This is a genomic window from Dysosmobacter acutus (assembly GCF_018919205.1).
GTDB lineage: Bacteria > Bacillota > Clostridia > Oscillospirales > Oscillospiraceae > Oscillibacter > Oscillibacter acutus.
Genome location: NZ_JAHLQN010000001.1, coordinates 1305908 through 1328430 on the forward strand (window position 1 = coordinate 1305908; position 22523 = coordinate 1328430).

At 56.3% G+C, this 22523-nt stretch carries 23 protein-coding genes; 7 read left to right on the plus strand and 16 right to left on the minus strand.

Features of this window, described 5'->3' with window-relative positions; all coding sequences use genetic code 11:
* Positions 1 to 17: 17 nt before the first annotated feature.
* The 11 genes from KQI82_RS06380 to KQI82_RS06430 all read right to left on the minus strand — a co-directional run bounded on the left by KQI82_RS06380 (position 18) and on the right by KQI82_RS06430 (position 7285).
* Complete coding sequence (locus tag KQI82_RS06380; RefSeq protein ID WP_216632026.1) at positions 18 to 884, minus strand: hypothetical protein; 867 nt, start codon at positions 882 to 884, stop codon at positions 18 to 20.
* Positions 885 to 987: 103 nt separating this feature from the next.
* A complete protein-coding gene (locus KQI82_RS06385) occupies positions 988 to 1425 on the minus strand; it encodes a hypothetical protein (protein WP_216632027.1) in 438 nt (145 codons plus the stop codon).
* A complete protein-coding gene (locus KQI82_RS06390) occupies positions 1422 to 1634 on the minus strand; it encodes a hypothetical protein (protein WP_216632028.1) in 213 nt (70 codons plus the stop codon). The genes KQI82_RS06385 and KQI82_RS06390 overlap by 4 nt, the downstream gene beginning before the upstream one ends.
* Entirely contained in the window at positions 1631 to 2062 is a 432-nt protein-coding gene (locus KQI82_RS06395) for a DNA-packaging protein (protein ID WP_216632029.1), read from the minus strand. The genes KQI82_RS06390 and KQI82_RS06395 overlap by 4 nt, the downstream gene beginning before the upstream one ends.
* 31 nt (positions 2063 to 2093) lie before the next feature.
* Positions 2094 to 2315, minus strand: coding sequence for a hypothetical protein (locus KQI82_RS06400; RefSeq protein WP_216632030.1), 222 nt, complete (start codon positions 2313 to 2315; stop codon positions 2094 to 2096).
* Positions 2316 to 3361: 1046 nt separating this feature from the next.
* Entirely contained in the window at positions 3362 to 3604 is a 243-nt protein-coding gene (locus tag KQI82_RS06405) for a hypothetical protein (RefSeq protein WP_216632031.1), read from the minus strand.
* A gap of 12 nt (positions 3605 to 3616) precedes the next feature.
* Entirely contained in the window at positions 3617 to 5299 is a 1683-nt protein-coding gene (locus KQI82_RS06410) for a major capsid protein (RefSeq protein WP_216632032.1), read from the minus strand.
* Positions 5296 to 5766 (minus strand): hypothetical protein, encoded by a 471-nt coding sequence (locus KQI82_RS06415; protein ID WP_216632033.1) that lies wholly within the window; start codon positions 5764 to 5766, stop codon positions 5296 to 5298. The genes KQI82_RS06410 and KQI82_RS06415 overlap by 4 nt, the downstream gene beginning before the upstream one ends.
* Positions 5767 to 5779: 13 nt before the next feature.
* Positions 5780 to 6025 carry a phage ORF5 protein gene (locus tag KQI82_RS06420; protein WP_216632034.1) on the minus strand — a complete coding sequence of 82 codons (246 nt, stop codon included), beginning with the start codon at positions 6023 to 6025 and terminating at the stop codon, positions 5780 to 5782.
* On the minus strand, positions 6022 to 6261 hold the full coding sequence (locus tag KQI82_RS06425) for a hypothetical protein (protein ID WP_216632035.1): 240 nt from the start codon (positions 6259 to 6261) through the stop codon (positions 6022 to 6024). Before KQI82_RS06425 ends, KQI82_RS06420 begins: the two co-directional genes overlap by 4 nt.
* Positions 6262 to 6367: 106 nt before the next feature.
* The gene (locus KQI82_RS06430) at positions 6368 to 7285 is read right to left on the minus strand and encodes a rolling circle replication-associated protein (RefSeq protein ID WP_216632036.1); all 918 of its coding nucleotides are present in this window, start codon (positions 7283 to 7285) and stop codon (positions 6368 to 6370) included.
* 120 nt (positions 7286 to 7405) lie between these two features.
* On the opposite strand from KQI82_RS06430, the gene KQI82_RS06435 reads away from it, so the two are divergent.
* Positions 7406 to 12298 carry an S-layer homology domain-containing protein gene (locus KQI82_RS06435; RefSeq protein ID WP_216632037.1) on the plus strand — a complete coding sequence of 1631 codons (4893 nt, stop codon included), beginning with the start codon at positions 7406 to 7408 and terminating at the stop codon, positions 12296 to 12298.
* Between the two features lie 83 nt (positions 12299 to 12381).
* Here KQI82_RS06435 and KQI82_RS06440 read toward each other — a convergent pair whose 3' ends face one another.
* Complete coding sequence (locus KQI82_RS06440; protein WP_216632038.1) at positions 12382 to 13251, minus strand: radical SAM protein; 870 nt, start codon at positions 13249 to 13251, stop codon at positions 12382 to 12384.
* Positions 13252 to 13445: 194 nt separating this feature from the next.
* Here KQI82_RS06440 and KQI82_RS06445 point away from each other — a divergent pair, with 194 nt between their 5' ends.
* Positions 13446 to 14006: a zinc dependent phospholipase C family protein gene (locus KQI82_RS06445; protein ID WP_216632039.1), complete on the plus strand. Its 561-nt coding sequence runs from the start codon at positions 13446 to 13448 to the stop codon at positions 14004 to 14006.
* 132 nt (positions 14007 to 14138) lie between these two features.
* Here KQI82_RS06445 and KQI82_RS06450 read toward each other — a convergent pair whose 3' ends face one another.
* The 3 genes from KQI82_RS06450 to KQI82_RS06460 are packed head-to-tail and all read right to left on the minus strand — an operon-like array spanning position 14139 to position 16393.
* Positions 14139 to 14408, minus strand: a complete 270-nt coding sequence (locus KQI82_RS06450) for a GIY-YIG nuclease family protein (protein ID WP_216632040.1) — start codon at positions 14406 to 14408, stop codon at positions 14139 to 14141.
* Positions 14409 to 14412: 4 nt separating this feature from the next.
* Positions 14413 to 15105 (minus strand): DUF6320 domain-containing protein, encoded by a 693-nt coding sequence (locus tag KQI82_RS06455; RefSeq protein WP_216632041.1) that lies wholly within the window; start codon positions 15103 to 15105, stop codon positions 14413 to 14415.
* Between the two features lie 13 nt (positions 15106 to 15118).
* A complete protein-coding gene (locus KQI82_RS06460; protein ID WP_216632042.1) occupies positions 15119 to 16393 on the minus strand; it encodes a condensation domain-containing protein in 1275 nt (424 codons plus the stop codon).
* Positions 16394 to 16617: 224 nt separating this feature from the next.
* On the opposite strand from KQI82_RS06460, the gene KQI82_RS06465 reads away from it, so the two are divergent.
* Positions 16618 to 17541 (plus strand): alpha/beta hydrolase, encoded by a 924-nt coding sequence (locus KQI82_RS06465; protein ID WP_216632043.1) that lies wholly within the window; start codon positions 16618 to 16620, stop codon positions 17539 to 17541.
* Positions 17542 to 17590: 49 nt separating this feature from the next.
* Here the strand turns inward: KQI82_RS06465 and KQI82_RS06470 are convergent, their stop codons facing one another.
* Positions 17591 to 18967, minus strand: a complete 1377-nt coding sequence (locus tag KQI82_RS06470) for an MATE family efflux transporter (RefSeq protein WP_216632044.1) — start codon at positions 18965 to 18967, stop codon at positions 17591 to 17593.
* A gap of 137 nt (positions 18968 to 19104) precedes the next feature.
* On the opposite strand from KQI82_RS06470, the gene KQI82_RS15625 reads away from it, so the two are divergent.
* From KQI82_RS15625 to KQI82_RS06490, 4 genes are all read left to right on the plus strand, one after another.
* Positions 19105 to 19575, plus strand: coding sequence for a PF20097 family protein (locus KQI82_RS15625; protein WP_241426635.1), 471 nt, complete (start codon positions 19105 to 19107; stop codon positions 19573 to 19575).
* 280 nt (positions 19576 to 19855) lie between these two features.
* Positions 19856 to 20065 carry a hypothetical protein gene (locus tag KQI82_RS06480; RefSeq protein ID WP_216632045.1) on the plus strand — a complete coding sequence of 70 codons (210 nt, stop codon included), beginning with the start codon at positions 19856 to 19858 and terminating at the stop codon, positions 20063 to 20065.
* A gap of 12 nt (positions 20066 to 20077) precedes the next feature.
* On the plus strand, positions 20078 to 21568 hold the full coding sequence (locus KQI82_RS06485; RefSeq protein WP_216632046.1) for a sodium:solute symporter family protein: 1491 nt from the start codon (positions 20078 to 20080) through the stop codon (positions 21566 to 21568).
* Positions 21568 to 22458 carry a DUF6282 family protein gene (locus tag KQI82_RS06490; protein WP_216632047.1) on the plus strand — a complete coding sequence of 297 codons (891 nt, stop codon included), beginning with the start codon at positions 21568 to 21570 and terminating at the stop codon, positions 22456 to 22458. Before KQI82_RS06485 ends, KQI82_RS06490 begins: the two co-directional genes overlap by 1 nt.
* Positions 22459 to 22523 lie beyond the last annotated feature (65 nt).

The following is a 22523-nucleotide window of genomic DNA, read 5'->3' on the forward strand; positions in this document are numbered from 1 at the left end:
GTTGCCCAGGGATTTAGTCAATCCTCCCATCCCTCGTCAAAGGGGTCGCGGTTTGTGTTGTCTGAGCCGGCGCTTTTCAGTGAGCCGGTGGATCGGACCGCGTTTTCCCGCGCCTTGCTGGCGGCGGCAAGGGCAACCTTCAGAGTCTCGTTTTCATAGCGCGTATAGGCGCCCAAAAGACTCTCCCCGGATCGCACTTTGTCCCACACTTCCCGTGGGATTTCGGTGGGGTTTACGTCGGGGTATTCTCTTGCAAAAGCTTCAATGTCGGCCCTTTGTTTTTCAGCAGCGGCGATGCTTGCGGCTGTTTGTTCAGCTGCCTTGGCCGAGGATGCTTCCTCCTGGCGGAGGCGCTCTTCCCGGTTGTCTAACTCCACTGCCCGCCTTGCATCTTCTTCCGGCATCCCGGCGGCCTTTTTCTCCTCGATGCGCAGATGGTCTACATACTCGCTCAGGCTCACTCCGGCCTCACGGGCATAGCGGGACATGAACTCGATGACAGGTTTTGCCTCGTCGTATTTCACACGGATGCGGTCATAGTCCATACCCTTTTGGATCAGGGCAGGGGCCTCTTCCGCGCTGACGGTCTTCTCCTCGTCCATGTACTTCACTTTGAACGCAATGTCCTGCGCCGCTTTTTCCTCTGTCTGCTTTGCTTCGGACTGTTCGGATTCGCCGTGGCCGGCCTTTTGCTGTGCGCCGCCGGCATCCTCCGGGGCGTCACCGTTCTCCGGCGCAATCTCAGCCGCTTCCCCAGTGGTCTCCGGGGCGTCAGGCCCATACGCTGCCGGGCTCTCCTCCTCCCCCCATCCTGCGGAAAACTCTGCATCGTTGGTCTCGATGCCGGCCTCCTCCTCAGCGGTGGTGTTCAGGATTTCTTCCATAAGCTGCTCCTTCCCGGCCCTGGTTTGGGCCAGAGTATTCAGTTCCAACTGGTCGGTTGGATTGATTCAACTGGATGTTCCCCAGTGGCTGAAGCGGGCCGCCCTACCAGCGGCTGAACTCCCCAAGCTCAAGGCCGCCATAGGGGCGCTCAATCTCTTGAAAAGACCTGGCCGGCATCAGCCTGCGCGCCTCCGCCTTCAGCTCCTGATAACGCTGCAGGCAGGTGTTGGCAAGGCCGGGATCGCTGTCCTCACCCTGAACCAGCAGGTAGGCCAGGCCATAGGGGAGAATGACTCCGGCCACGTAGTCGTCCAGCCCTGCCGTGTCCTGGAGATCGCGGAGCTTGGGGAAAACCGGACGGGCGCCGTCCTCCGCCTGGCAGGTATCGCTTAGGGTATAGCACTCCTGCCCAAGGGAGTTGATGAGGTCTACCGCTCGAAAGCGATAGTCCTTGGTGTCCGCTGTAATGGTCGCGCCGGTGGTCTCGTGCTGCTCGTCCATGATGTGGATGGCAATGTCAAAAATTTCCTGACCCGTCATGGCAGCTTTACCTCCGGTACCTTTGGCTCATAACTCATGAGGTTGGTTACGCCTTCATCCATCCGGCGCCTGAGCCGGTCGGCTTCCTCCTCGTCATCCGGTTCTGCCAGGGCTGCCGTGCGGGCGGGGGAAGCGGAAAGGCGCTTACATTCTGCCAGCAGGGCGCACAGGAGGATGATCTGGATGAGGGACAAACACACAAAGATCATTTCATACACTCCTCGTCAGCCCCCTCCCCAAACTTTACCTGGATGGTGGTGTCCTGCTTCACGCTGGATTTGGTGTTGTACCCGCCAAAGCGCTCCTGCTCAATCAGCTTCATGGACTTCTGGGTGGTGAACTTGTCGTTCCACGGGTCGCCGGAGATCAGCTGGTGGGCGATCCGGTCATAGGCCCGGTTCACCAGGAAACGGCGCTGAGGGTCGTCCTCGTCGCCAGCCCAGTTCGCCAGGGTCCGGCGGTTGACGCCAAGGCTCAATGCCAGGCCGAACTCGTCGTACCGGCCGCTGCCCCCGGCCTGATGCTCTGCGTCCACTTGGGAAAAGTAAGCTTCAATGGCCGTGTCCAACTCGCCGTTGCCTTGAAACACACGCTCCTGAGTCCTGGAGCCCTTTTTCTGCTCAGCCAGTTTGCTCACCCCTTTTTCACACGTTCCCAGCCTAAGGGTTTTAGGCCGGACGATTCTTTCCTACTTCTGCCTTATATACCGAGATGCCGAAAAAGTCCACAAAAAAAGAAAATCTAATAAATGATAGCTGTATATGTTTGTAATAAGTTGTAATATTGCGCAAATGCCTGATTTCCATTTTTGCGGCCTTCAGCGCAGAGAGCGCCGTCTGTTTTTCTCCTGCCCCCACCCGCGAATCAGCCGCTGCACCCAGTGGGGCCAATGGCTGTAGCCGCCCTTCCTTTTCAGCAGTGCTTGAAGCCGCGCCAAAAGAGAATGAGGATAATACCCTATACCTTCCATTTGGGACGCCCCCGTTTTTCCGCTACCCCTACCGATGGGGGGGAGGGGGGTGCGGGCCTTTGAACCTGGCCCGACGCAGCGCGCCCGCAGCCCCTGGCAGGGCATACCGATACAGCGCCCCACAGCGTCCGCCGGCTGTCTTGCTACATGGTAAGCCACAACAGCCCCGCTCCACCGCCCGTGTCCCCGCATGTCCCCGGTTGTCCCCTCGTTGCTTCCGCTTCTTCATCCGCCCCCGCCGACCGGCCCGGAAGCAGTCCCACCCCTGCCGCGCCTCCTGCCGCCGCCCTAAAAACACAGCGCCGACACAGCAACCCGCCAATCCCTTGCGCCGTAAGCCTCTATCTGCAACTGCAAGTTAAAAATACAAGGGAAACGCGCCCTCCCACGCTCCGCCACTCCCCCGCCGCTTTCCCCGCTTCCCGCAACTCCCGCCAAATCGCCGCGCTTTCGCGCGCGTGCCCTCCAATCCCTCTCTTTCCCCCCATTTAGCCCCACATTGGGAACAGGGTAAAGCAAAAACAGGATATGACACACGGGGAATCGCGTCAGGTTGAGAAAAGGCCCCCTAAAACCCCCAAAAGAGCAAGTAACCCGCTTTCTTTCTTTTTTGGGGGATTATAGGGGGAGAATGAGAGGGAGAGTATGAGAGGGAGAGAAAGAGGGGGCAAAAGGGGGGATTTTTCTTTCTTTCGACTCAAGATAAAACGGAAAGGGGGCCAGAGCCAAAGCCCCGGTCCCCTCTGTTCACAGTTTCTCCCTGATCGCGTCAATAATCCATGCGTTGACGCTCTGGCCGGCCGCCTGGGCGGTGATCTTTTGCTCTTTCGCAACCACGGCAGTTTTCTGCATATCTTCATCGTCTAAACAATAAAAGGGGGCTAAATGGCCCCCTTTCTCATATACCTGCCCCGTTCACAGTGCGAACACAGCAACACAATAATAATGCGGCATTGCTTGCAATCTTTACAAATTGGACATGTATTCCTGCCAGGAACGGTTTTTCGCGGCTTCACGGGCATTAAACTCCATGGCAAGCTGATTCTGGGCCTGTTGCCAATTGCGATTCTCAGCGGCCATTTCCGCGCTCTTAGCAGTGTTTTCGGCAGAGATGCCACGAATACTATTGATCTGAGACATAGCCTGACCGGCAACAGAGTTAATTGCAGGAGTCTGGAATCTGGAAACATCATATCCTGTAGTAGCCATAAAGTCAACTCCTTAATGGTGGTCGATCAGACCAGGGATAGAGTACATGGGCATAGGCCGGGTCGTCCGATTCTTCACGTAAATATCGCAGAAAAGCTGATTAGAAACAGAAGACTGAACAGCAAGAACACGATCAACGTTTGTTTTATCTTCTCTGATCCAATCGGCAGACAAAAAAGGCAAAGCTGAATAATCATCAGCAAGATGCCATACATCCAAACTTTGCGCATAGCTTGATCTCATTTCACCTGTAACTCGGTTCGGCTTATACCGATAATCTGCCCAGGCTTCCTGGTAGCCGAACACTTCATCATCCTGGGCGTTGCCCTGGGCATAAATTTCCTTATTCTTCACGGCCTGCTCACCGATATTTGCAAACACGGGCCAATAGTAATCAAAGCGATCCTTCCGGGACCACATGCGTTCGATTCCCTGCTGATAGGTATGATCATACCTGGCAACCATAACGCCGATCACAAAACCATGCTCAGTAAAGGACTTGGTAAAATCATTGTTACTATCCGTGGTGAGGGAGAGGCCGACAGGCGTTCCCTGGGGAGTAGAGCCGTCCTGAGTGGCGGACTGCTGCACGATCTGATTCACATTAATAGGCACACGGTTTCCGCCAAGATATTCAGGACGCTGGAGACGGGCATCCGGAGAGGTAACACCAAAATGAGATTTCAGGATCTCAATGTACCTGGAGCCACCGCGGGCATCACGTTCATAAAGCTTTTGAATCTGGAAGGCCATGCGCAACTGATTAATGGTAGCAGCCATGGGATTGGTCTCAATTGCCCAAAGGTTAGCGGGAGCAAGATTAGACCATTTGTCAGAAACATCGCCCATACGATATTTTTGATCAGGAGAAGTAACAGAACCACCTTCATTGGAAAAATAACCCTTATTAAGAGTAGGATTACTACTTAATGCACTATAACCAGCAAGCGGAACAGGATATGTGCCCATCTTAGGCAGCTCACCAGGATCATGATAATCACTGGTAGCATAAACGGGAGTCTTACCACCTTGAGCAACGGGAATCAAAACATCAGGGCCTTTCTGCGGAGCAGGGAGGCAGCTTGTGAAATAATCGTGATACTTGGCAGCAACGTAGGGAAGACCACCTTTGGCAACATCGGTAACAAAAGTACCGGTATTCACACCTGTGACGGTGGCATCGTCGACTGGCACAACAAGCGGATCCTGTAGATTCTCGTCTCTGAACCATTCATTCATCACCAGGGCATAAGCACGGAAGGGAAGGGCATTCACTGAAATATTAGGCACACCAGTAGGAATGCCGAAATAATCAGCAATAGTGCCAACGTTCCAACCGCCTTCAGGAGCCATAATCTGAGGAACTTCATACTCTGTCTGGGGTATCCAGGCCGATTCCGTATTTTCACCGTTAAACTCCTTCCAATGATTCCATACAATCCGATTCGGAACAAAAAAGAAGTAAGTATCAAGGTAAATGTTATCCATCATGGGAGTCAACATGGTCTGAAGCCGAACGACCTTGGAGGTCTTGACGTTAAAGGTATCGCCCGGCAGCACTTCATCCACATAGAAGGGGACAATATCACCAGTATTGAAAGAGGTCTTCAGACTGGAACTGCGATCAAAGGTAGACCGGGAAATATCTACACGGGTCGGATTCAACGCGAAATGGGATTCTACATTACGATTCATTCTTTTACAACCTCCTTCTCAACGGCGGGGGACTCAACCGGAACCTGCTCCGGCGCGGCGCCGATCCTGCTCAAAAAGTCAGGGCTATCCATAGCAGCAATAAACTGGCTAAAATCATGACCAAACTTTGCACGGGTCTCCACGGGCAGCTCATTGAAGAAATCTTCTCCTCTCTGGACAACATTCAGCATCTCTGCATAGGTAGTAGGGAACTGGGTAAAGTCGCCATAGGCACCCTGGACTCTGGAAAGCACATCCGTCTCACCATTGGCAAAACGCTTCAACAGCACATGGATATCTACCGACTCAGCAAAAGATTGGATATAGTCATAGAGGTTCTCACGGCCTTTCTCCTCAAGATTCATACGGCCAACGTCATCATAAACAGCGCCATACAAAATCTTCACCGGGACACCTTCATTGCAATGAACACGGTCATGGGGATCAAACTGCGTTTTAAATTTCATCGTCACCACTCCTTTACTCCTGGGGAACCTGGCTACCTTCCATAACCAGCTCCGGAATCATATTCTCCAAATCACCAGTCTCATTATCGAAAACACCGATCTTCCAAAGGGAGTAGTCCTGGGGGTAAGAATACAGCACGGAGCCTTCCTGCTTTAGCGCATGGCTGAAATTACGCATGGCAGCTGCATCATTAAAGTCAATGGTCGGGGTTAGATAAGTAGTCTTAATGTCACGAATCACATAAATAGGATATTTCATTTAACATACCTCCAAAAAATATCTGATGCACGAGTGATACACTTCATCTCCTCCAAGGTATAAGGGCGACAAAACACAACGTTACGGTCCATGGGGTCCATCCCGGAAACAAGATAGACATTACCGTCAAAAGAAGATTTCTTGACATTCACACCAAGATACCCTAAACGCTTCATCATATCACGCATACTTATAACTTCCACAGGCTGGCCGCGTAGTATTTTCTCCTCACTCATAGCCTAATACCTCCACGGAAAATAGTCGGGTTGATATTGATCTTCTTAGACTTGGCGGCAGTTCTCCGGAAAACCCGATTATCCTTGCCTCTGCGCATCTTCTTTCTCATACTAAATTCCTCCTTAATGACTTGATTTGGGACTGTTTCACACGCTCCTGGACGCTGAGCAGATCATCCACATCCAGGTCTGACCGCTGGAGCTTGGCCTTCTGGGCCTCACGGGCGAACTTCTGGCGCAACTCCTTGATCTCGGCCAGCTTCTCCGGGTGCTCCAGATCATAAAGCTGGTCGTAATAGCGGGGGGGACGGAACTTACGGCCTCCTTTCTCTGTAGAGATGTTGATGTAATCGTAATCGTAAATCTCCGGGTGCTCATCGTAATACTGACGGGCAATACCAGGCTTCCGGGACATAAGGGTAAACTCAGGCTGGATATTGAAATCTGTATAGAAGTGAGCCTCAGCGCCTTTGGCTTTCTTCATCACATACCGGGCAGTATAGGCGCAGGTCTCCCAAGTTACCTCGGCGACGACAGCAAAACCAATAGGGTTTCCGTCCTGATCTGACCAGCAGGCCTGTAGGGAAGGAGAATTATAATAGGCAAACCCCTGGGGCGATTGCCTATACATCTGAAGGTCATCAAGATGGAGTCCAAATATAATCGCGTGGTAATGGGGGCGGAAAGTTTCACCGCCATACTCACCAGCCATAAAGAACCGAATATGGTCGTTGCTGAACCGCTTACGCAGCCGTTTCATGAACAACTGGAAATCACGCTTCACCAGGGTTAAGGATTCCATAGCCTCACCAGTAGCCGGATCAGGGTAATAGCTCTTGGGGACGTGGTAATCATCATAGGTCAGAGTCACAAAATAAGACGAATCATGATATTGTAGCTCTAACATGCATCGATTCGCCCACTGTCTGGAATACTCCAAACGGCAGCCGACACACTGGCCGCAGGGGATATACTGAATCCTATCCTCTGGGTATGGATGACCGTGAGAGAACTTGTACTCCATAAGATACTCCTCGCTTAAGAACTGATAAACAGGTTTACCATTCACAGTTTTAGAAGATGTCTTAATCGCCTTCAAAGGATGATAACATGCCACTATATCACCTACTTAAATGCGTGTACCTTGTCTTATGTAGGTAAGGCCACCTTTGATCACAACTTCAGTGTAAATGGTGAAACCAAGACCTATAAAGTGGCCAACGACGGCAGCACCTATGTTATCGAGAATACCCTCCAGGAGGGCTACATCTACGACATCACCGTGGAAGACGGCACGGTCACTGCCGCCGAGATGCTTGACCGCGGCAATGATTCCGTGGTGATGGGTGAGGTAAGCGCTGTGGATGAAAGCTCCATCACGGTGAGTGAAACCACCCTGACCATTGACGGCGCCGCTAAAACCTGGAAGATCACCTCTGCCGCCGGCGGTTCCACGGTTGAATCCGCCGCAGTGCAGGTGGGCGACTCCGTAAAGGTCGTCAAGGACGGTGACGCGGCCAAGAGCATCTACATCACCTTTGTGGCGGAGGAATATACTGCTCCCGTGAGCGGAACTCCCGGTGAAAAGACGCTGAAGAACTTCCTGGCCACGGCCATGGAGCCTGTGGGCACCGCTTTGTATATCTACGGCGGCACCTGGGATTGGCAGGATGTGAATTCCTCCAATCAGGCCATGACCATCGGCCTGTCCCAGTCCTGGGTGGACTTCTTCCAGTCCCAAGATGCGAACTACAGCTACAGGACCAATTCCGATCATGCCCACAGCTACTATCCCCACGAAGCCTGGAACCAGTACTACTATGCCGGTATTGACTGCTCCGGCTATGTGGGCTGGGCGATATACAACGTGATGCATACAGCGGATGCCACTGTGTCCGACAACGTCGGCTATGTCCGGAGTGCAACCGGCATGGCCGGGGCCTTTAAAGATAAGGGCTGGGGCACTGTGGATATGGGTAAAGTGCTGCTGAACCCCGATGGAAGTGAGTGGAAAGATGAAGACGGAGACGGCCGGCGCATCTTTGATGACAGCGAGTTCAAGGTGGGTGATATCTTCTCCATGAATGGTCACGTGTGGATCTGCCTGGGCACCTGTGAAGACGGTTCCATCGTGTTCATGCACTCCACTCCCTCCGACAGCAAGGCCGGTGAGAGCGGAGGCGGCGTACAGATCAGCGCCATCGGCCCGGATCAGGATTGTGAGGCCTACCAGCTGGCCAGCTTCTACATGAAGGCATTCTATCCTGAGTGGAGCGAGCGCTATGACGCGGTGCTCAAGAGCTTTGATGGGTACACCAGAGTGTATGGCAGCACCGCCGGCAAGTTCAGCTGGGACCTGACCGGTGCGGGGCTTACCGATCCCGATGGGTATGCTGACATGACTCCCGCTGAGATTCTGAAAGACCTCTTCGGTCAGGGCATGCCGGTGACAGAGGAAGCCGTATACCTTGGAGTACATGACTTTGCAAATTCCCACGGCGATAATAAAGATACGTTCCAGTATGATTTCAGCGTAAATGGAGAAAGCAAGACCTACGGCATTACCAATGATGGGCACTATTCCATTCAGAATACCCTCCAGGAGGGCTACATCTACGACATCACCGTGGAAGACGGCACGGTCACTGCCGCCGAGATGCTTGACCGCGGCAATGGTTCCGTGGTAATGGGTGAGGTGAGCGCCGTGGATGGAAGTTCCATCACGGTGGGCGAAACCACCCTGAGCATTGACGGAGCCACTAAAACTTGGAAAATCACCTCCCAGGCCGGTGGTTCCACGGTTGAACCCGCCGCAGTACAGGTGGGCGACTCCGTGAAGGTTGTCAAAGGCGGCAACACAGCCAAGAACATATATATTACCTTTGTGGCGGAGGAATATACCGCTCCCGTGAGCGGAACTCCCGGCCAAAAGACGCTGAAGAACTTCCTGGCCACGGCCATGGAGCCTGTGGGCACCTCTTTGTATATCTACGGCGGCACCTGGGATTGGCAGGATGATAAATCCTCCAACCAGGCCATGACCATCGGCCTGCCCCAGTCCTGGATTGACTTCTTCCAGTCTCAGGATGAAAACTATACCTATCGTGATGACAGTGACCCGGCACATTCCTACTACTGGCGGCACTATAATGAATATTACTATGCCGGACCCGACTGCTCTGGCTATGCAGGCTGGGTGGTATACAACCTGATGCATACCAAGAGCGCTACCGTATCTGAAAGCGACGGGTATGTGGCCTCCGCCACCACCCAGGCCAAGAACTTTGCGAATGAGGGCTGGGGTACATTCAAGGCTGGTAAAGATGGCGTTGCACCCTCTGACTTCAAGGTGGGCGATATCTACTCCATGAACGGCCATGTGTGGATCTGCCTTGGCGTCTGCGATGACGGTTCCATCGTGTTCATGCACTCCACTCCCAACACGACGAATGGAGCGGGCGCGCAGATCAGTGCGCTGGGCCCCGATAAGGAGTGCGAGGCATACCAGCTGGCAAATTACTACATGAACACCTATTTCCCCATGTGGGCTGAGCGCTATGGCGATCAGGTACTGTGTCTGAGCTTTGCCAGCTACACCAACGTAACTGGCAGTACTGCCGGCAAGTTCAGCTGGGATCTGGAGAATGTACTCACTGATCCCGATGGGTATGCCGATATGACTCCCGCTGAGATTCTGAAAGACCTCTTTGATCCTGCTGTGCCGGTGACAGAGGAAGCCGTGTACCTTGGAGTAGAGGGATACGGCACTGTTGGAAGCGCTGATAAGGCCACCTTTGACCACAACTTCAGTGTAAACGGCGAAACCAAGACCTATAAAGTGGCCAACGACGCCAGCACCTATGTTATCGAGAATACCCTCCAGGAGGGCTACATCTACGACATCACCGTGGAAGACGGCAAAGTCACTGCCGCCGAGATGCTTGACCGCGGTAATGATTCCGTGGTCATGGGCAAGGTGAGCGCCGTGAATGGAAACTCCATCACGGTGGGTGAAACCACCCTGAGCATTGACGGCGCCACCAAAACCTGGAAGATCACCTCCCAGGCCGGTGGTTCCACGGTGGCGTCCGCCAAAGTCAAGGTGGGCGACTCCGTAAAGGTCGTCAAGGAAGGTGACGCGGCCAAGAGCATCTATATCACCTTTGTTGCGGAGGAGTATACCGCTCCCGTGAGCGGAACTCCCGGCCAAAAGACGCTGAAGAACTTCCTGGCCACGGCCATGGAGCCTGTGGGCACCTCTTTGTATGTCTACGGCGGCACCTGGGATTGGCAGGACGACAAGTCCTCCAACCAGGCCATGACCATCGGTCTGCCTCAGTCCTGGATGGACTTCTTCCAGTCTCAGGATGCGGACTACAGCTACAAGAACAGTGATGATTATGCCCACAGCTACTATCCCCACAAATCCTGGAACCAGTACTACTTTGCCGGTCCCGACTGCTCCGGCTATGTGGGCTGGGCAGCATACAACCTGATGCATACCGAAAACAGTACCAAGGGCGAGAGCGACGGGTATGTAATGAGTTCCACCAAGATGGCCAGAACCTTTGCCGAAACCTATCACTGGGGTACTTGGGAAAGAAGCACGGCCGGTGGGTTCAAGGTGGGTGATATCTTCTCCATGAGCGGCCATGTGTGGATCTGCCTGGGCGTGTGCGACGACGGGTCCATCGTGTTCATGCACTCCACCCCCTCCACCAGCAAGAACGGCCAGGATGGCGGCGGCGTACAGATCAGCGCCCTGAACCCCAACGACACAGGGACGGATTGCGAGGCCTATGAACTGGCCAGCTTCTACATGAAGGCATACTATCCTGAGTGGAGTGAGCGCTATGACGCGATTTTGCGTGATTACAGCGGCTACACGGCCATTGCGTCGAACGCCAATGCCGGTAAGTTCAGCTGGGATCTGGAGAATGTGCTTACCGATCCCGATGGGTATGCTGACATGACTCCCGCTGAGATTCTGAAAGACCTCTTCGGCGGCTACGCGGTCCAGTTCGAGAGCAACGGCGGCAGTGTGGTGAAGACCCAGAGCGTCGCCGACGGCGGCGCTGCCGCCAAGCCCGCCAATCCCACCCGCTCCAGCTACCGCTTTGAGGGCTGGTATACGGATTCCACGCTGAAGACTCCCTATGACTTCTCCAAGCCCGTGACCGGGAATATCACGCTTTATGCCAAGTGGACTTACATTTCCTCCGGAGGCGGTGGCGGTGGATCTACTGCTGCCACCACATACACCGTCACCGCTTCCGCTGGTAATGGAGGCACCATCAGCCCCAGCGGCAAGGTCAGCGTAACAAAGGGCAATGCCAAGACCTTCACCATTACCGCCAGCGAGGGCTACCGCATTGCAGATGTGCTGGTGAACGGCAAGAGTGTGGGTGCTGTGAGCTCCTACACCATCAAGGATATTACCTCCAACCAGACCATTTCCGCCTCCTTTGCCAGACAGGACGGCTCCGTGCCCTTCACCGATGTGCCGGAGAACGCCTGGTATCTGGACGGTGTGGAGTATGCCTATGAAAACGGCCTGCTCAAGGGCACCACAGACACAACCTTCAGCCCCAATGCCACGCTGACCCGCGGCATGCTGGTGACCATACTCTACCGCATGGCGGGCTCCCCCGCTGTGACGGGCCAGTGCCCCTTTGCCGATGTGGCCAAGGGCAGCTACTGTGAGGATGCCGTGACCTGGGCGGTTGCAAACGGTGTGGTCAATGGCTTTACTGCCACCACCTTTGCCCCCAATCAGAACGTGACCCGCGAGCAGATGGCGGCCATTTTGTACCGCTATGCTGAGCTGAAGGGCTATGACGTCAGCACTGCGGCAGACCTGTCCGCCTTTACCGATGCCGGTTCCATTGCCGCCTACGCGGTGCCGGCGGTGAAGTGGGCCAACGCCGCCGGATTGGTGCAGGGCACCACCGCGACCACCATCAATCCCAAGGGCAACGCCACCCGCGCGCAGGTCTCCATGATCCTGATGCGCTTTGCGGAAAACGTGGCAAAGTAATTGTCCATCCTTTCTCTTTAAATAGGCAGAGGGCCGCAGGAAACTCCTGCGGCCCTCTGCCGTAAGCGGTTATTTGAAAGCACTCAGCGCCCTAACTCCACAAAGGTGCGGATGGGGGCCTCCCCGTGCAGCGCCTCGTCGCATTCCCGGATCAGACGCTGGCGGTCCTGGTTCAGCGTTCCGGCCAGCACCAGGTAGTTGCTTGCGTGGTTGGAGCGGAAGACGGAGCCGGGGCAGTCCAGGTGTTCCAACAGCAGCCTGGACTCCCGGATCAGTTCCATGGGGGAGGGGATGCTCAGGCTGCCCTCCTCCACCCACTGGGCCATGGGGGTTCCCGTGTAGATGCGCAGGGTCAGCAGGGCAATATAGTCCGGGCACATGGCGTTGAGCGCCTTTGCCGTATCCACCGCATGGTCCTCCCAGCCCACTGTGCCGGAGAGTCCGTTGATGGCGGTCACGGACAGTGTGATGCCGGCGTCCTTCAGCTTCCGCCCGGCCTCCACCTGCTGCGCCACGGTGACTCCTTTGTTGATTTTTTTCAAAAGGGCTTCGTTGCCGGTTTCCAGTCCCAGATAGGCGATGCCCAGGCCCGCCTCGCACAGGGCGCGCAGCTCCTCCGGCGTCTTTTTCAAAACACTCTTTGGACTGGCATATACCGCCACCCGCTGGCACTCCGGGTAGTGTTCCCGAATATAGTGAAGGATGCGAAGCAGATGCTCCGTGGGCAGGATCAGGGCGTCGCCGTCGGCCAGAAAGACGCGCTCAATGCGGGGATAGGCTTTCCTGGCCCAGGAAAGATCCTCCATCACCTGGTCAATGGGGCAGACGCGGAAGGGCTTGTCTTTATACATGTTGCAAAACGCGCATTTGTTGTGGCTGCAGCCCAGGGTCACCTGGACGATCAGGCTGTAGGCCTCGCTGGGAGGGCGGTAAACACTGCCGGAATAATGCATGGCGCAACTCCTTTGAATATAATTTATTACACGGAAGGTATTGTATCACATTTCCTTATAAAGACACAAGAAAAAAGAAAGTTTGAGTCGATTTTGTTAAATCTTTCGAAAAAGGCTGTACTTTTCAAAACCGGTGTAGTATACTGACCCCGAACTGGCCGGGGAGGCCAAATTTCAGCAAAGCGAGGAAAGATATGAAGCGTGAAAGCCATCGTATCCTGGGCAACTACCTGATGGAGCAGCTGCAGGGACTGCCTGCCTACCGCTATCAAAAGGCTTTTTTGTTCGGCTGCACCCAGCCGGACAGCAATCCGTTTACATACCTGAAGGGCTCCCGGAGGGCTCAAAGGCTTCGGGGACACAATTACCGGAACGCTGAGCACTGCATGAGCCGCATGGCGCGGCTGCTGGAGGCGCGGGAGAAGTGGAGAATGCTGGACTACTACCGTCTGGGGAAGCTGATTCACTACACCTCCGACGCCTTTACCTATGCACACAATGAGACCTTTGACAAGAATATCCATGAGCACCGGCTCTATGAGATGCAGCTCCAGCGCATCTTCAAGATTACCTTGGCACTCTCCCGCCAAGCGGAGAGCAGGGGGACGGAGCAGGAGGAAGAGAGCGCCATGGAGGCCATTCGCGCGGCCCATGAACGCTACATGGAGGGAATGCGCAGCCTTCACACGGATGTGCACTACATTCTGGGGATGACCCATCAGGTGTTCTCCACATTGATCCCTGAGGCGGCATGAGAAAAGAGAAGACGCGGTATGCTGATGCATACCGCGTCTTTTTTATTAAAGGAATGTCCGAAATTGTAATTGACAGGTCGGCTGAAAAGGACAGGGCGGTCCTGCGGAGACACATGCCGCAAAAGAGGCGGTTCACGCCTGATATTGATTTTCCGCGTCCATCAGGGAAAGGAGCAGCTCCTTTTGGGCATGGGTCAGCTGTTTGACGGCGGCCTCCCGCCGCAGGGCGGAGGAGCGGTCCGCGCAGCGCTCCCGGTAGACCACGGTTACCGGGCGGCGGCTTCTGGTGTATTTGGCGCCCCGGCCGCTGTTGTGTACAGCGGCGCGCCGGTCCACGTCGTTGGTATAGCCGGTGTAGAGCGAGCCGTCGGCACAGCGGAGCATGTAAACCCAGTAGTTCATGGCGCTACATGTGGAACCGGCGCCGGGCCTCCTCCCGCAAAGAGGGGACACGCCGGACAATGCGCAGCGGCACGATCAGCGCGATACAGGCCACCGCCACCACCAGCGACCAGGTGGGATGCCACAGATTGTGGAGATAGCGGTCGATGCAGAATTCCAGGCCTAACACAAAAAGGCCAATGGCGGCAATGGTGAGCGCCATGCTGGAGAGCATGGAGCGGCGGTGGCCCCGGAGCAGGAAGCTGAGCAGGAACACGTCGGCGCAGAGAATCCCAAGGATGGGCAGCGCCAGGTGGAAAAACCACTCCTGCCCGTCGGTGCCAAGGGAGATGAGATAGACATAGACCCCAACCGCCGCCACATCGGCGCTGAGGCGGAAGAAGGTGGGCAGGCGCCGGGATAAAAGCGGCAGGACGAACCAGACCCACAGCATGAGCGCGGCGCCGATGACGTACAGCGACCAGGGGCGCTCCGGCTTCAGGATGAGGTTCAAAAGGCCGCAGCACAGGCTGACGGAGCCCAGCATGGAGCTGAGCAGCACCGACAGGGCACGTTTGGAGGCGGGAGTGACCTGGGCGGGGGTTGTGGGGAAGTAGGACGGTTCATTCTGCTCCGGGTGCCAGGCCGGGGTCTGACAAAGGGGGCAGGCCTGGGCGCCGGGATTCAGCTCCACACCGCAGTTGACACAATAGGGCATAGATGAACTCCTTTCAGCGGTTGCTCTCCACCCGCACATGCAGCCCCTCGCGGACCAGGAAGCGGAAGAAGTCCCGTTCCGTGTCCGACTCCGCCTGGGTGCCGGCGAAGGTGATCTCCATGGTGTTGCCATAGCTGATGGAGGCACAGTGGCAGCGGGGGACGGTGGCCTGACCCAGGATGACCTCCATACAGCGAATGTGAGGGGCCATGGAGTCAGGCACCCGGAACGCCCCGGGATTGGTGAAGGTGGCGGAATAGGGCCGAACGCCGATCAGCCGGTAGTTCAGAGCCATGATGGGATTTTTCAAAAAAACAGGAATGATCTGGAGCAGCGGAGTCTGGGTAAAGCGCACATTGGCCGTGAAGGCGGAGCGCAGTTCCTGGCGGTTGATGTGCAGCTTCATATAGTGGCGGACCTGGGAGACGATCTCGGGGAATGTGTACTCCCCATATCCGGGATCGATGAAGGGGCGGATGGTGGTGATGAAATTCCGCAGCGTCCGGGTGGGGAAGTAGGAGCGCAGGTCGATGGGGATGGCCAGAGCCACCGGCTTTTCCCGATAGGGGCGCTCCCGGCGCTGCTTTTCCAGCAGCACGGAGATGAGCACCGCGGCCAGATACTCCGTCACCGAGGCCCCGTACTGCCTGGCCTTTTCCTTCAGCGCATCCAGGGGGAGAAAACCCATGGTGACGTGGAAGGTGTAAAAAGGCTCCGCGGTGCCGGTAGCGCCATAGGCCTTGGGAAGCAGGCGCAGCCCGTTGGCCCGGGGCCCGGCGTAGCGGGCGTAGGCATCCTCCAACTCCCCGGCGTCCGGCGGCGCATTCAGATCCAGTACGCCGTCCCCGCAGGGAACCTCGTATCCTGACTGCCGCAGGTATTCGGCCAGGATCGTGCGGAAGAACACCATGGCGCCGGACCCGTCGGACAGGGCGTGGAACACCTCGATGGAGATGCGGCTGCGGTAATAGTAGAAACGCACCAGCCAGCCATTGTCCTCCCGGAAGCGGACGGGTTGGCAGGGATCGGACACATCCTCTTTCAAAAAGGGCCCCGGAGCGCTGTTGGGCTCCAGGTAATACCAGAACAGCCCCCGGCGGATGCGCACGGCAAAGGTGGGAAAGCGGGGCATCACGGCGTCGATGGCCCGCTGGAGCGCGGCCGGGTCCACCGGCGCGGACATCACGGCGGAAAAGCGGTAGATGGCGGAGTATTCCTCCCGCTGCAAAGCGGAGTAGAGAATGCCGGCGCTGTCCAGCCGATACCATTTTTTAGCCTGTCCCGCCATGGCACACCCCCAATTCTCATGTCCGCCGCCCGCTTTCGGCGCATACTCACTGTTTGGTTATTTTAGCACAACGCACCGGGGCCTGCAAGAAAAAGCCGCTTCCTTTTTTCGCCCATCCATGCTATCATACCTTAAATAGACAAAAGAAGGTCTATGTCTGCCTGAAAAGCAGGATCTGTCCACGGAGTCACACCAACAAACCAACGACAACAAAAGGAGGCCCCATGGAGAAAAAGAAATCCTCCCAAGCGGATCGAAAGCGGCTGGACCCGCTGATGCTGGCCCTCAAGGCACTGCACAGCGCCGGAGCGCCGGAGACCATGGACCCGGAGGAACTGGAGCGCCAACGGCGCAATCAGGAAATTTTGGGCCGGCTGGCCGCGCCCATGGTGGGAATGGACTGGGAGGAGTTTTCCCTGGATGGGATGAACGCCGCCTGGACCCGGCTCAAGTGCCCCCACGGCGACCGGCATGTGATCCTCTACTGCCACGGCGGAGGCTATACCAGCGGAAACCTGGGCTATTCACGGGTGCTGTCGTCCAAGCTGGCCAACGCCACGGGCTACGATGTGCTGAGCTTTGAATACCGTCTGGCTCCGGAGCACCCCTATCCGGCGGCGGTGGAGGACGCCCTGCGGGCGTGGGACCACCTGATGCTCATGGGCTATGGGGCCAGAGACGTGGTGGTGGCCGGAGACTCTGCCGGCGGGAATCTGGGATTGGTGCTGTGCCACTGGCTGCGGTCCGTGGGGCGGCGGACGCCCGGCGCCCTGGTGCTGATGTCGCCCTGGACGGATATGACCATGGGCGGGGACTCCTACCGGGAGCGGGCGGAAATCGATCCGATGCTGAGCGTGGAGTACATCGAGGCGGTCCGCACCGCTTACGCCCGGGGAAAGGACCTGCACTCGCCCTATCTCTCTCCGCTGTTCGGCCGGTTTGAGGGATTTCCGCCCACGCTGATCCAGGTGGGCGGCCACGAAATTCTGTACTCCGACTCTCTGCGGCTGCGGGACGCCATGGAACAGGCCAGCGTGAGGTGCCGGCTGGAGGTCTACGAGGATATGTGGCATGTGTTCCAGATGTTCCCCATGAAGCGGGCCGGGGCGGCCATGGAGAGCGTGAGCCGCTTCCTGCTGGAGCGCTGAGCAAGCCGTTGCCATGAAAAAAAGCGGAACCGTATGGTTCCGCTTTTTGCTATTCTGAAAGCGCTTCCCCAGTCCCGATCGCTTTGGCCACGCGGCGCATGGTGAGCTTCATAAAGTGGGAGCTGAGGGTCAGGGAGACCAGCTCGGCGATGAGGAAGGAGAACCAAACCAGCTCCAGCCGTCCCGTCTGGGCCAGCAGATAGGCAACAGGCAGCAGCACGAGGAGCTGGCGGCATACGGAGTTGATAAGGCTGTGGAAGGGGTTGCCAATGGCCTGGAACACGGAGCCGGCGATGATGCAGAAGCCGGCCACGGGGAAGTGGATGCTGATGATCCGCAAAGCCACCGTGCCGATGGCGTACATCTCGTCGGAGGCGCTGAAAAAGGAGAGAAGCGTCCGGGGCATCAGCTGGAAGATGGCCAGGCCGGTGGTCATCACGCAGATGGCGGTGATGACAGTGAGCTTGATGGTCTTTTTCACCCGGTCCAGCCGGGCGGCGCCATAGTTGTAGGAGATGATGGGCACCATGCCGTTGTTCAGACCAAAGACCGGCATGAAGATGAAGCTCTGAAGCTTGAAGTAGGCGCCGAACACGGCGGTGGCGGCCTCCGTAAAGGAGACCAGGATTTTGTTCAGGCCAAAGGTCATGATGGAGCCAATGGACTGCATGACGATGGAGGGCAGGCCCACCCTGTAGATTTCTCCCGCGATGCGGCGGTCCCACCGGATTTCCCGGAGGCGGATGTGGATGTCGGGGTTGCACCTGAGATTCAAAACGATGGCCGCGATGGCCGCCACGATTTGGCCCGACACTGTGGCCACTGCCGCGCCGGCCACCTCCATACGGGGCACGCCGAAAAGGCCGAAGATCAAAATGGGGTCCAGGACAATGTTGATCAGGGCGCCGATCAGCTGGGTGGTCATGGCCAGGGTGGTTCGGCCGGTGGACTGAAGCAGCCGCTCAAAGCAGAACTGGCTGAACAGGCCTATGGACAGCCCCAGGCAGATGGTGGCATAGCTGGTGCCATACTCCACAACCACCGGATTTTTGATCTGAGCCAGGAAGAATGGCCGGGAGAGGGTCAGACCGATAAGGGCGAACACCGCAAAGCTGCAAAACGAGAGGAAGATGCCGGTGTTGGCGGCCTTGTCCGCCATATCCTGCCGCTTTTCCCCCAAAGAGCGGGACAGCAGGGCGTTGATGCCCACGGCGGTGCCGCCGCCCACGGCGATCATCAGGTTTTGCAGGGGAAAGGCCAGGGATACGGCGTTCAGGGCATCCTGGCTGATCTTGGCCACGAATATGCTGTCCACCACATTGTAGAGGGCTTGTACCAGCATGGAAATCATCATGGGCACAGCCATGGAAAAGAGCAGTTTGCCCACCGGCAGAACGCCCATTTTGTTTTCGGAGTTTTGCTGCATGAATTCGCCTCGCATTTCTTTCTTGTTCCGATTTGCCGCCGGCGGACAGGCCGCCCGGTCCGGCATGGTTGAAAAACATCGGAGCCGCCGATCCTCTCCGGTTCGGCGAACTCCAATAATTTTTTATTATATAGAATATGTATTTTAATGTCAATCCCTGTATTTTTCAGACCCTTTTGGATTTTTACCGCCGGGAGGCGATCTATCAAATTGTCCGCAACAAGGGTCACGGGCGAAATCGACGGAAAAGGGGCGTTTTCAGGCCGGATTACTCCATTCGTACGCAGGGGAGAACAAGGAGATTTGGCCGCAGCTTGCAATCGATGGGGTGTGATGATACAATTTTGGCAGAGAATCAATTGAGAGCAGGGGAGATGTCTGCAATGAATTGTCCAAAATGCGGAAATAGTATGCAGCCTGGATTTTTACAGGCGGGGAATGTAATAGCGTTTAACAAAACAAGACACAGGGTGTCGCTGAACCCAAAACATGAAGAAGACGTTATGATAGCAAGAAAGGCCTTCACCAGCACAGATTTTTATGGCTCTGTTTGTAAAGAGTGTGGTCTTATTGTATTTGATTATAAAAATCCGATCTCCCGGTTATAGCTTCCGGCGCTAAGAGCAGCCCTGAAAAGGGGCTGCTCTTTTTGTGTCAACCAGGCAGCACGAATAGGGGAAAAGGGATGGCTGTATCCGGATTGAGCCATGGCGTCCCGCGCCCAGATCGATGGCCCATTTGTATACTTTTATAGGAAATGCAGAATGCGGATGCTTATTTTCGTAAGATGCCGCAATTGCATTTGAACGGAAAAACTTATATGATTTAATGTGTTAGTGCGATAGCGGAGAAAAGAAGATGTCGCAAAGAGGAAGAGGAGGAATTTTGATGAAGTCGAAAAGGACCTGCCGGTGGATCTACATCCTGATTTGGATCCTGACCTTTGCCATGGTGAATTACCCGATAGGGGCGTGGGCCTCCAACAAGCTGACCCCGTTTATCCTGGGGTTCCCCTTCAGTGTGTTCTACTTTTGGGCGGCGTATTCCCTGCTGATTCTGGCGGGCGTGCTGCTGGCCTGGAAAGTGATGCGGGACTGAGGAGGGCTTACTATGGAAAATTGGCAGATTATTTTGCTCATTGTGGCGCTGTACTGCGCCCTGGTCATCTGCGTGGGCGTGTTTACCCGGGCAAAGGGTCAGAATACGCTTCAGGACTATTTTGTCGGAAACCGCTCCTTAGGCGCCTTTGTGGCCTTTTTCACCTATGTGGCCACCTTCCACAGCAGCTTTGCTTTCATCGGAGCTGCCGGGCAGATGTACTCCGGCGGCATCAGGTTCTTTGCCACCTTCACCTCCTGCGTGGTCAGTCCGCTGATGATTTACATCATTGGCCGGCCCACCTGGTACCTGGGGCAGAAGTACAACTATATGACCCAGGGTGAGCTGGTTGGAGACTACTATGAGAGCAAGGCCCTGCGCTATCTGGTGGCGGTTGTGAGTCTGATCTTCCTGATTCCCTATCTCCAGTCCCAGATCGCGGCGGGCGGCATCATTTTTGAAACCATCACAGAGGGCCGCATGTCCTATCTGGTGGGCTGTGTAATCCTGTACGCGGTGATCATCAGCTACATCCTGCTGGGCGGATTCAAGGCGGTTGCCTGGACGGACACGATCCAGGGCGTTTTGATGATCGTCATGGTCTGGATTGCGGGCGGCGTCATTTTGATCCGGACCAGCGGTGCCCTCAGCTGGGGAGGACTGATGCAGACCATGGCAGCCCGGTTTCCGGAGAAGGTCATGGTACCCATGGAATACTGGCCCACCTATATGACCTCATTCATCTCCCTGTTTGGCATCTCCATTTATCCGCCTTCTTTCCAGCGGTTTTTTGCGGTCAAGAATCCGAAGACGCTGAAGTGGCTCTCCGTCACCACGCCGATCTACCTTATCTTCTTCTATGTCCCCATTATGATGATCGCATTTTCCGGCGTGGTCTACATGCCCAACCTGGAGCGGGCGGATCAGGTGGTCCCCATGATGCTCACCCAGTACGCGTCCCCTGTCCTGGTGGGTCTGGTGATGGCCGGCGCGCTGGCCGCCACCATGTCCTCCACCGACTCCCAGCTCCACTCGGCCTCCTCCATCTTCACCATCGACCTCTACAAGGGGATGAAGCCCGAGGTCAGCGATAAGCAGGCGCTGTTTGCCGGCAAAGCCTTTATCGTGGTCATCAGCGCGGCGGCGCTGTTGCTCAGCCAGTACACAAGCGCTCTGATTACCACGATCGTGACCATCGCCCTGGGCGGATGCCTTCAGGTTCTGCCCTCCCTCATCGGCGCGCTGTACTGGAAGGGCGCCTCGCGGCAGGGCGCTCTCAGCGGATTGGTCGTGGGCGTAATTGTGGTGGCGCTCACCCAATATGTCCCCGCCATCCAGACGCCCTTGGGACTCTCCAGCGGCTTTTGGGGGCTGGCGTGCAACCTGATCGTGTTCTTTGCGGTGAGCAGATGCACGCAAAAACCCTCGGACGCTTCAATCCGGAAATTCCACGGCTATCTGGAGGAAGTCAACCGGAAATGTGATGAAAGGGAACCTGCCTGATGAACGGATGCATTGACCTGCACTTCCATATAGGCCCGGAGGTTATTCCAAGAAAATTTGACGCCATCGGCGCCGGAGAAGACCTCAAAGCAAGCGGCATGGCCGGCGCGGTGCTGAAGAGCCATTATTTTTCCACCGTGCCCTTTGTCCGGATGGCGCGGAGCCGGGGCCTTGAGACGGTGTGGGGCTCGGTGGTGCTGAACCACTATGTGGGCGGACTGAACCCCTTTGCGCTGCGGGGCTCGCTGGGGATGCGGGCCAATGGGCAGGAGCTGTTGAAAGTTGTGTGGATGCCCACTGTCCATGCGGCCGCGCACCTGGCGATCCGGCGCTCCGACGGCGAGGCCTATGATGTGCCGCCGGAGTGGACGGGAGGGATCGTGTCCGGAACGCCGGTGGAAAAAGTCCCGCCGATCTCCGTGACGGAGCGTGCGGTGCAGGAGGCGCTGAAAGAGATTTTGCGGATCATCGCGGACAACGACCTCATCCTGGCCACCGGACATCTCTCAAAGGAGGAGGTGTTCCATCTAATTCCCCTTGCAAAGAGCCTGGGCGTCCGGAAGATCATCCTGACCCATCCGGCCTATGAAACCACCCGGCTTTCTGTGGAGGAGATAAGGCAGCTGGTGGACTCAGGCGGCGTCTGGGCGGAGCAGAGCTATGCCCTGATGCCCATCGACCACCTGACGCCGGCGGACGTGGCCAGCTATATCCGGGGCGTCGGCGCGGAGCATACGGTGATGTCCTCCGATCTTGGCCAGCTGAGCCGCATGTCCTCCGGGGAGGGGATGAATCTGTTCTGTGAGCTGATGAGCAAAGAGGGCATCGGGGAGGATGCGCTGCACACCATGGCGGCGGAGAATCCGGCCCGGCTGCTTGGACTGCGCTGAAAAGGATCAGGGGCGCCGCGGCCATTGGCCGCGGCGCTCTTTGCGCCCGGCGAAAAAAAGCGGGC

Excerpts from the sequence above, each read along its gene's own strand:
- KQI82_RS06380 (WP_216632026.1), bottom strand. The coding sequence starts at position 884 with ATGGAAGAAATCCTGAACACCACCGCTGAGGAGGAGGCCGGCATCGAG.
- KQI82_RS06385 (WP_216632027.1), bottom strand. The coding sequence starts at position 1,425 with ATGACGGGTCAGGAAATTTTTGACATTGCCATCCACATCATGGACGAG.
- KQI82_RS06390 (WP_216632028.1), bottom strand. The coding sequence starts at position 1,634 with ATGATCTTTGTGTGTTTGTCCCTCATCCAGATCATCCTCCTGTGCGCC.
- KQI82_RS06405 (WP_216632031.1), bottom strand. The coding sequence starts at position 3,604 with ATGGCTACTACAGGATATGATGTTTCCAGATTCCAGACTCCTGCAATT.
- KQI82_RS06410 (WP_216632032.1), bottom strand. The coding sequence starts at position 5,299 with ATGAATCGTAATGTAGAATCCCATTTCGCGTTGAATCCGACCCGTGTA.
- KQI82_RS06415 (WP_216632033.1), bottom strand. The coding sequence starts at position 5,766 with ATGAAATTTAAAACGCAGTTTGATCCCCATGACCGTGTTCATTGCAAT.
- KQI82_RS06420 (WP_216632034.1), bottom strand. The coding sequence starts at position 6,025 with ATGAAATATCCTATTTATGTGATTCGTGACATTAAGACTACTTATCTA.
- KQI82_RS06425 (WP_216632035.1), bottom strand. The coding sequence starts at position 6,261 with ATGAGTGAGGAGAAAATACTACGCGGCCAGCCTGTGGAAGTTATAAGT.
- KQI82_RS06430 (WP_216632036.1), bottom strand. The coding sequence starts at position 7,285 with ATGGAGTACAAGTTCTCTCACGGTCATCCATACCCAGAGGATAGGATT.
- KQI82_RS06440 (WP_216632038.1), bottom strand. The coding sequence starts at position 13,251 with ATGCATTATTCCGGCAGTGTTTACCGCCCTCCCAGCGAGGCCTACAGC.
- KQI82_RS06445 (WP_216632039.1), top strand. The coding sequence starts at position 13,446 with ATGAAGCGTGAAAGCCATCGTATCCTGGGCAACTACCTGATGGAGCAG.
- KQI82_RS06450 (WP_216632040.1), bottom strand. The coding sequence starts at position 14,408 with ATGAACTACTGGGTTTACATGCTCCGCTGTGCCGACGGCTCGCTCTAC.
- KQI82_RS06455 (WP_216632041.1), bottom strand. The coding sequence starts at position 15,105 with ATGCCCTATTGTGTCAACTGCGGTGTGGAGCTGAATCCCGGCGCCCAG.
- KQI82_RS06460 (WP_216632042.1), bottom strand. The coding sequence starts at position 16,393 with ATGGCGGGACAGGCTAAAAAATGGTATCGGCTGGACAGCGCCGGCATT.
- KQI82_RS06465 (WP_216632043.1), top strand. The coding sequence starts at position 16,618 with ATGGAGAAAAAGAAATCCTCCCAAGCGGATCGAAAGCGGCTGGACCCG.
- KQI82_RS06470 (WP_216632044.1), bottom strand. The coding sequence starts at position 18,967 with ATGCAGCAAAACTCCGAAAACAAAATGGGCGTTCTGCCGGTGGGCAAA.
- KQI82_RS15625 (WP_241426635.1), top strand. The coding sequence starts at position 19,105 with ATGTATTTTAATGTCAATCCCTGTATTTTTCAGACCCTTTTGGATTTT.
- KQI82_RS06480 (WP_216632045.1), top strand. The coding sequence starts at position 19,856 with ATGAAGTCGAAAAGGACCTGCCGGTGGATCTACATCCTGATTTGGATC.
- KQI82_RS06485 (WP_216632046.1), top strand. The coding sequence starts at position 20,078 with ATGGAAAATTGGCAGATTATTTTGCTCATTGTGGCGCTGTACTGCGCC.
- KQI82_RS06490 (WP_216632047.1), top strand. The coding sequence starts at position 21,568 with ATGAACGGATGCATTGACCTGCACTTCCATATAGGCCCGGAGGTTATT.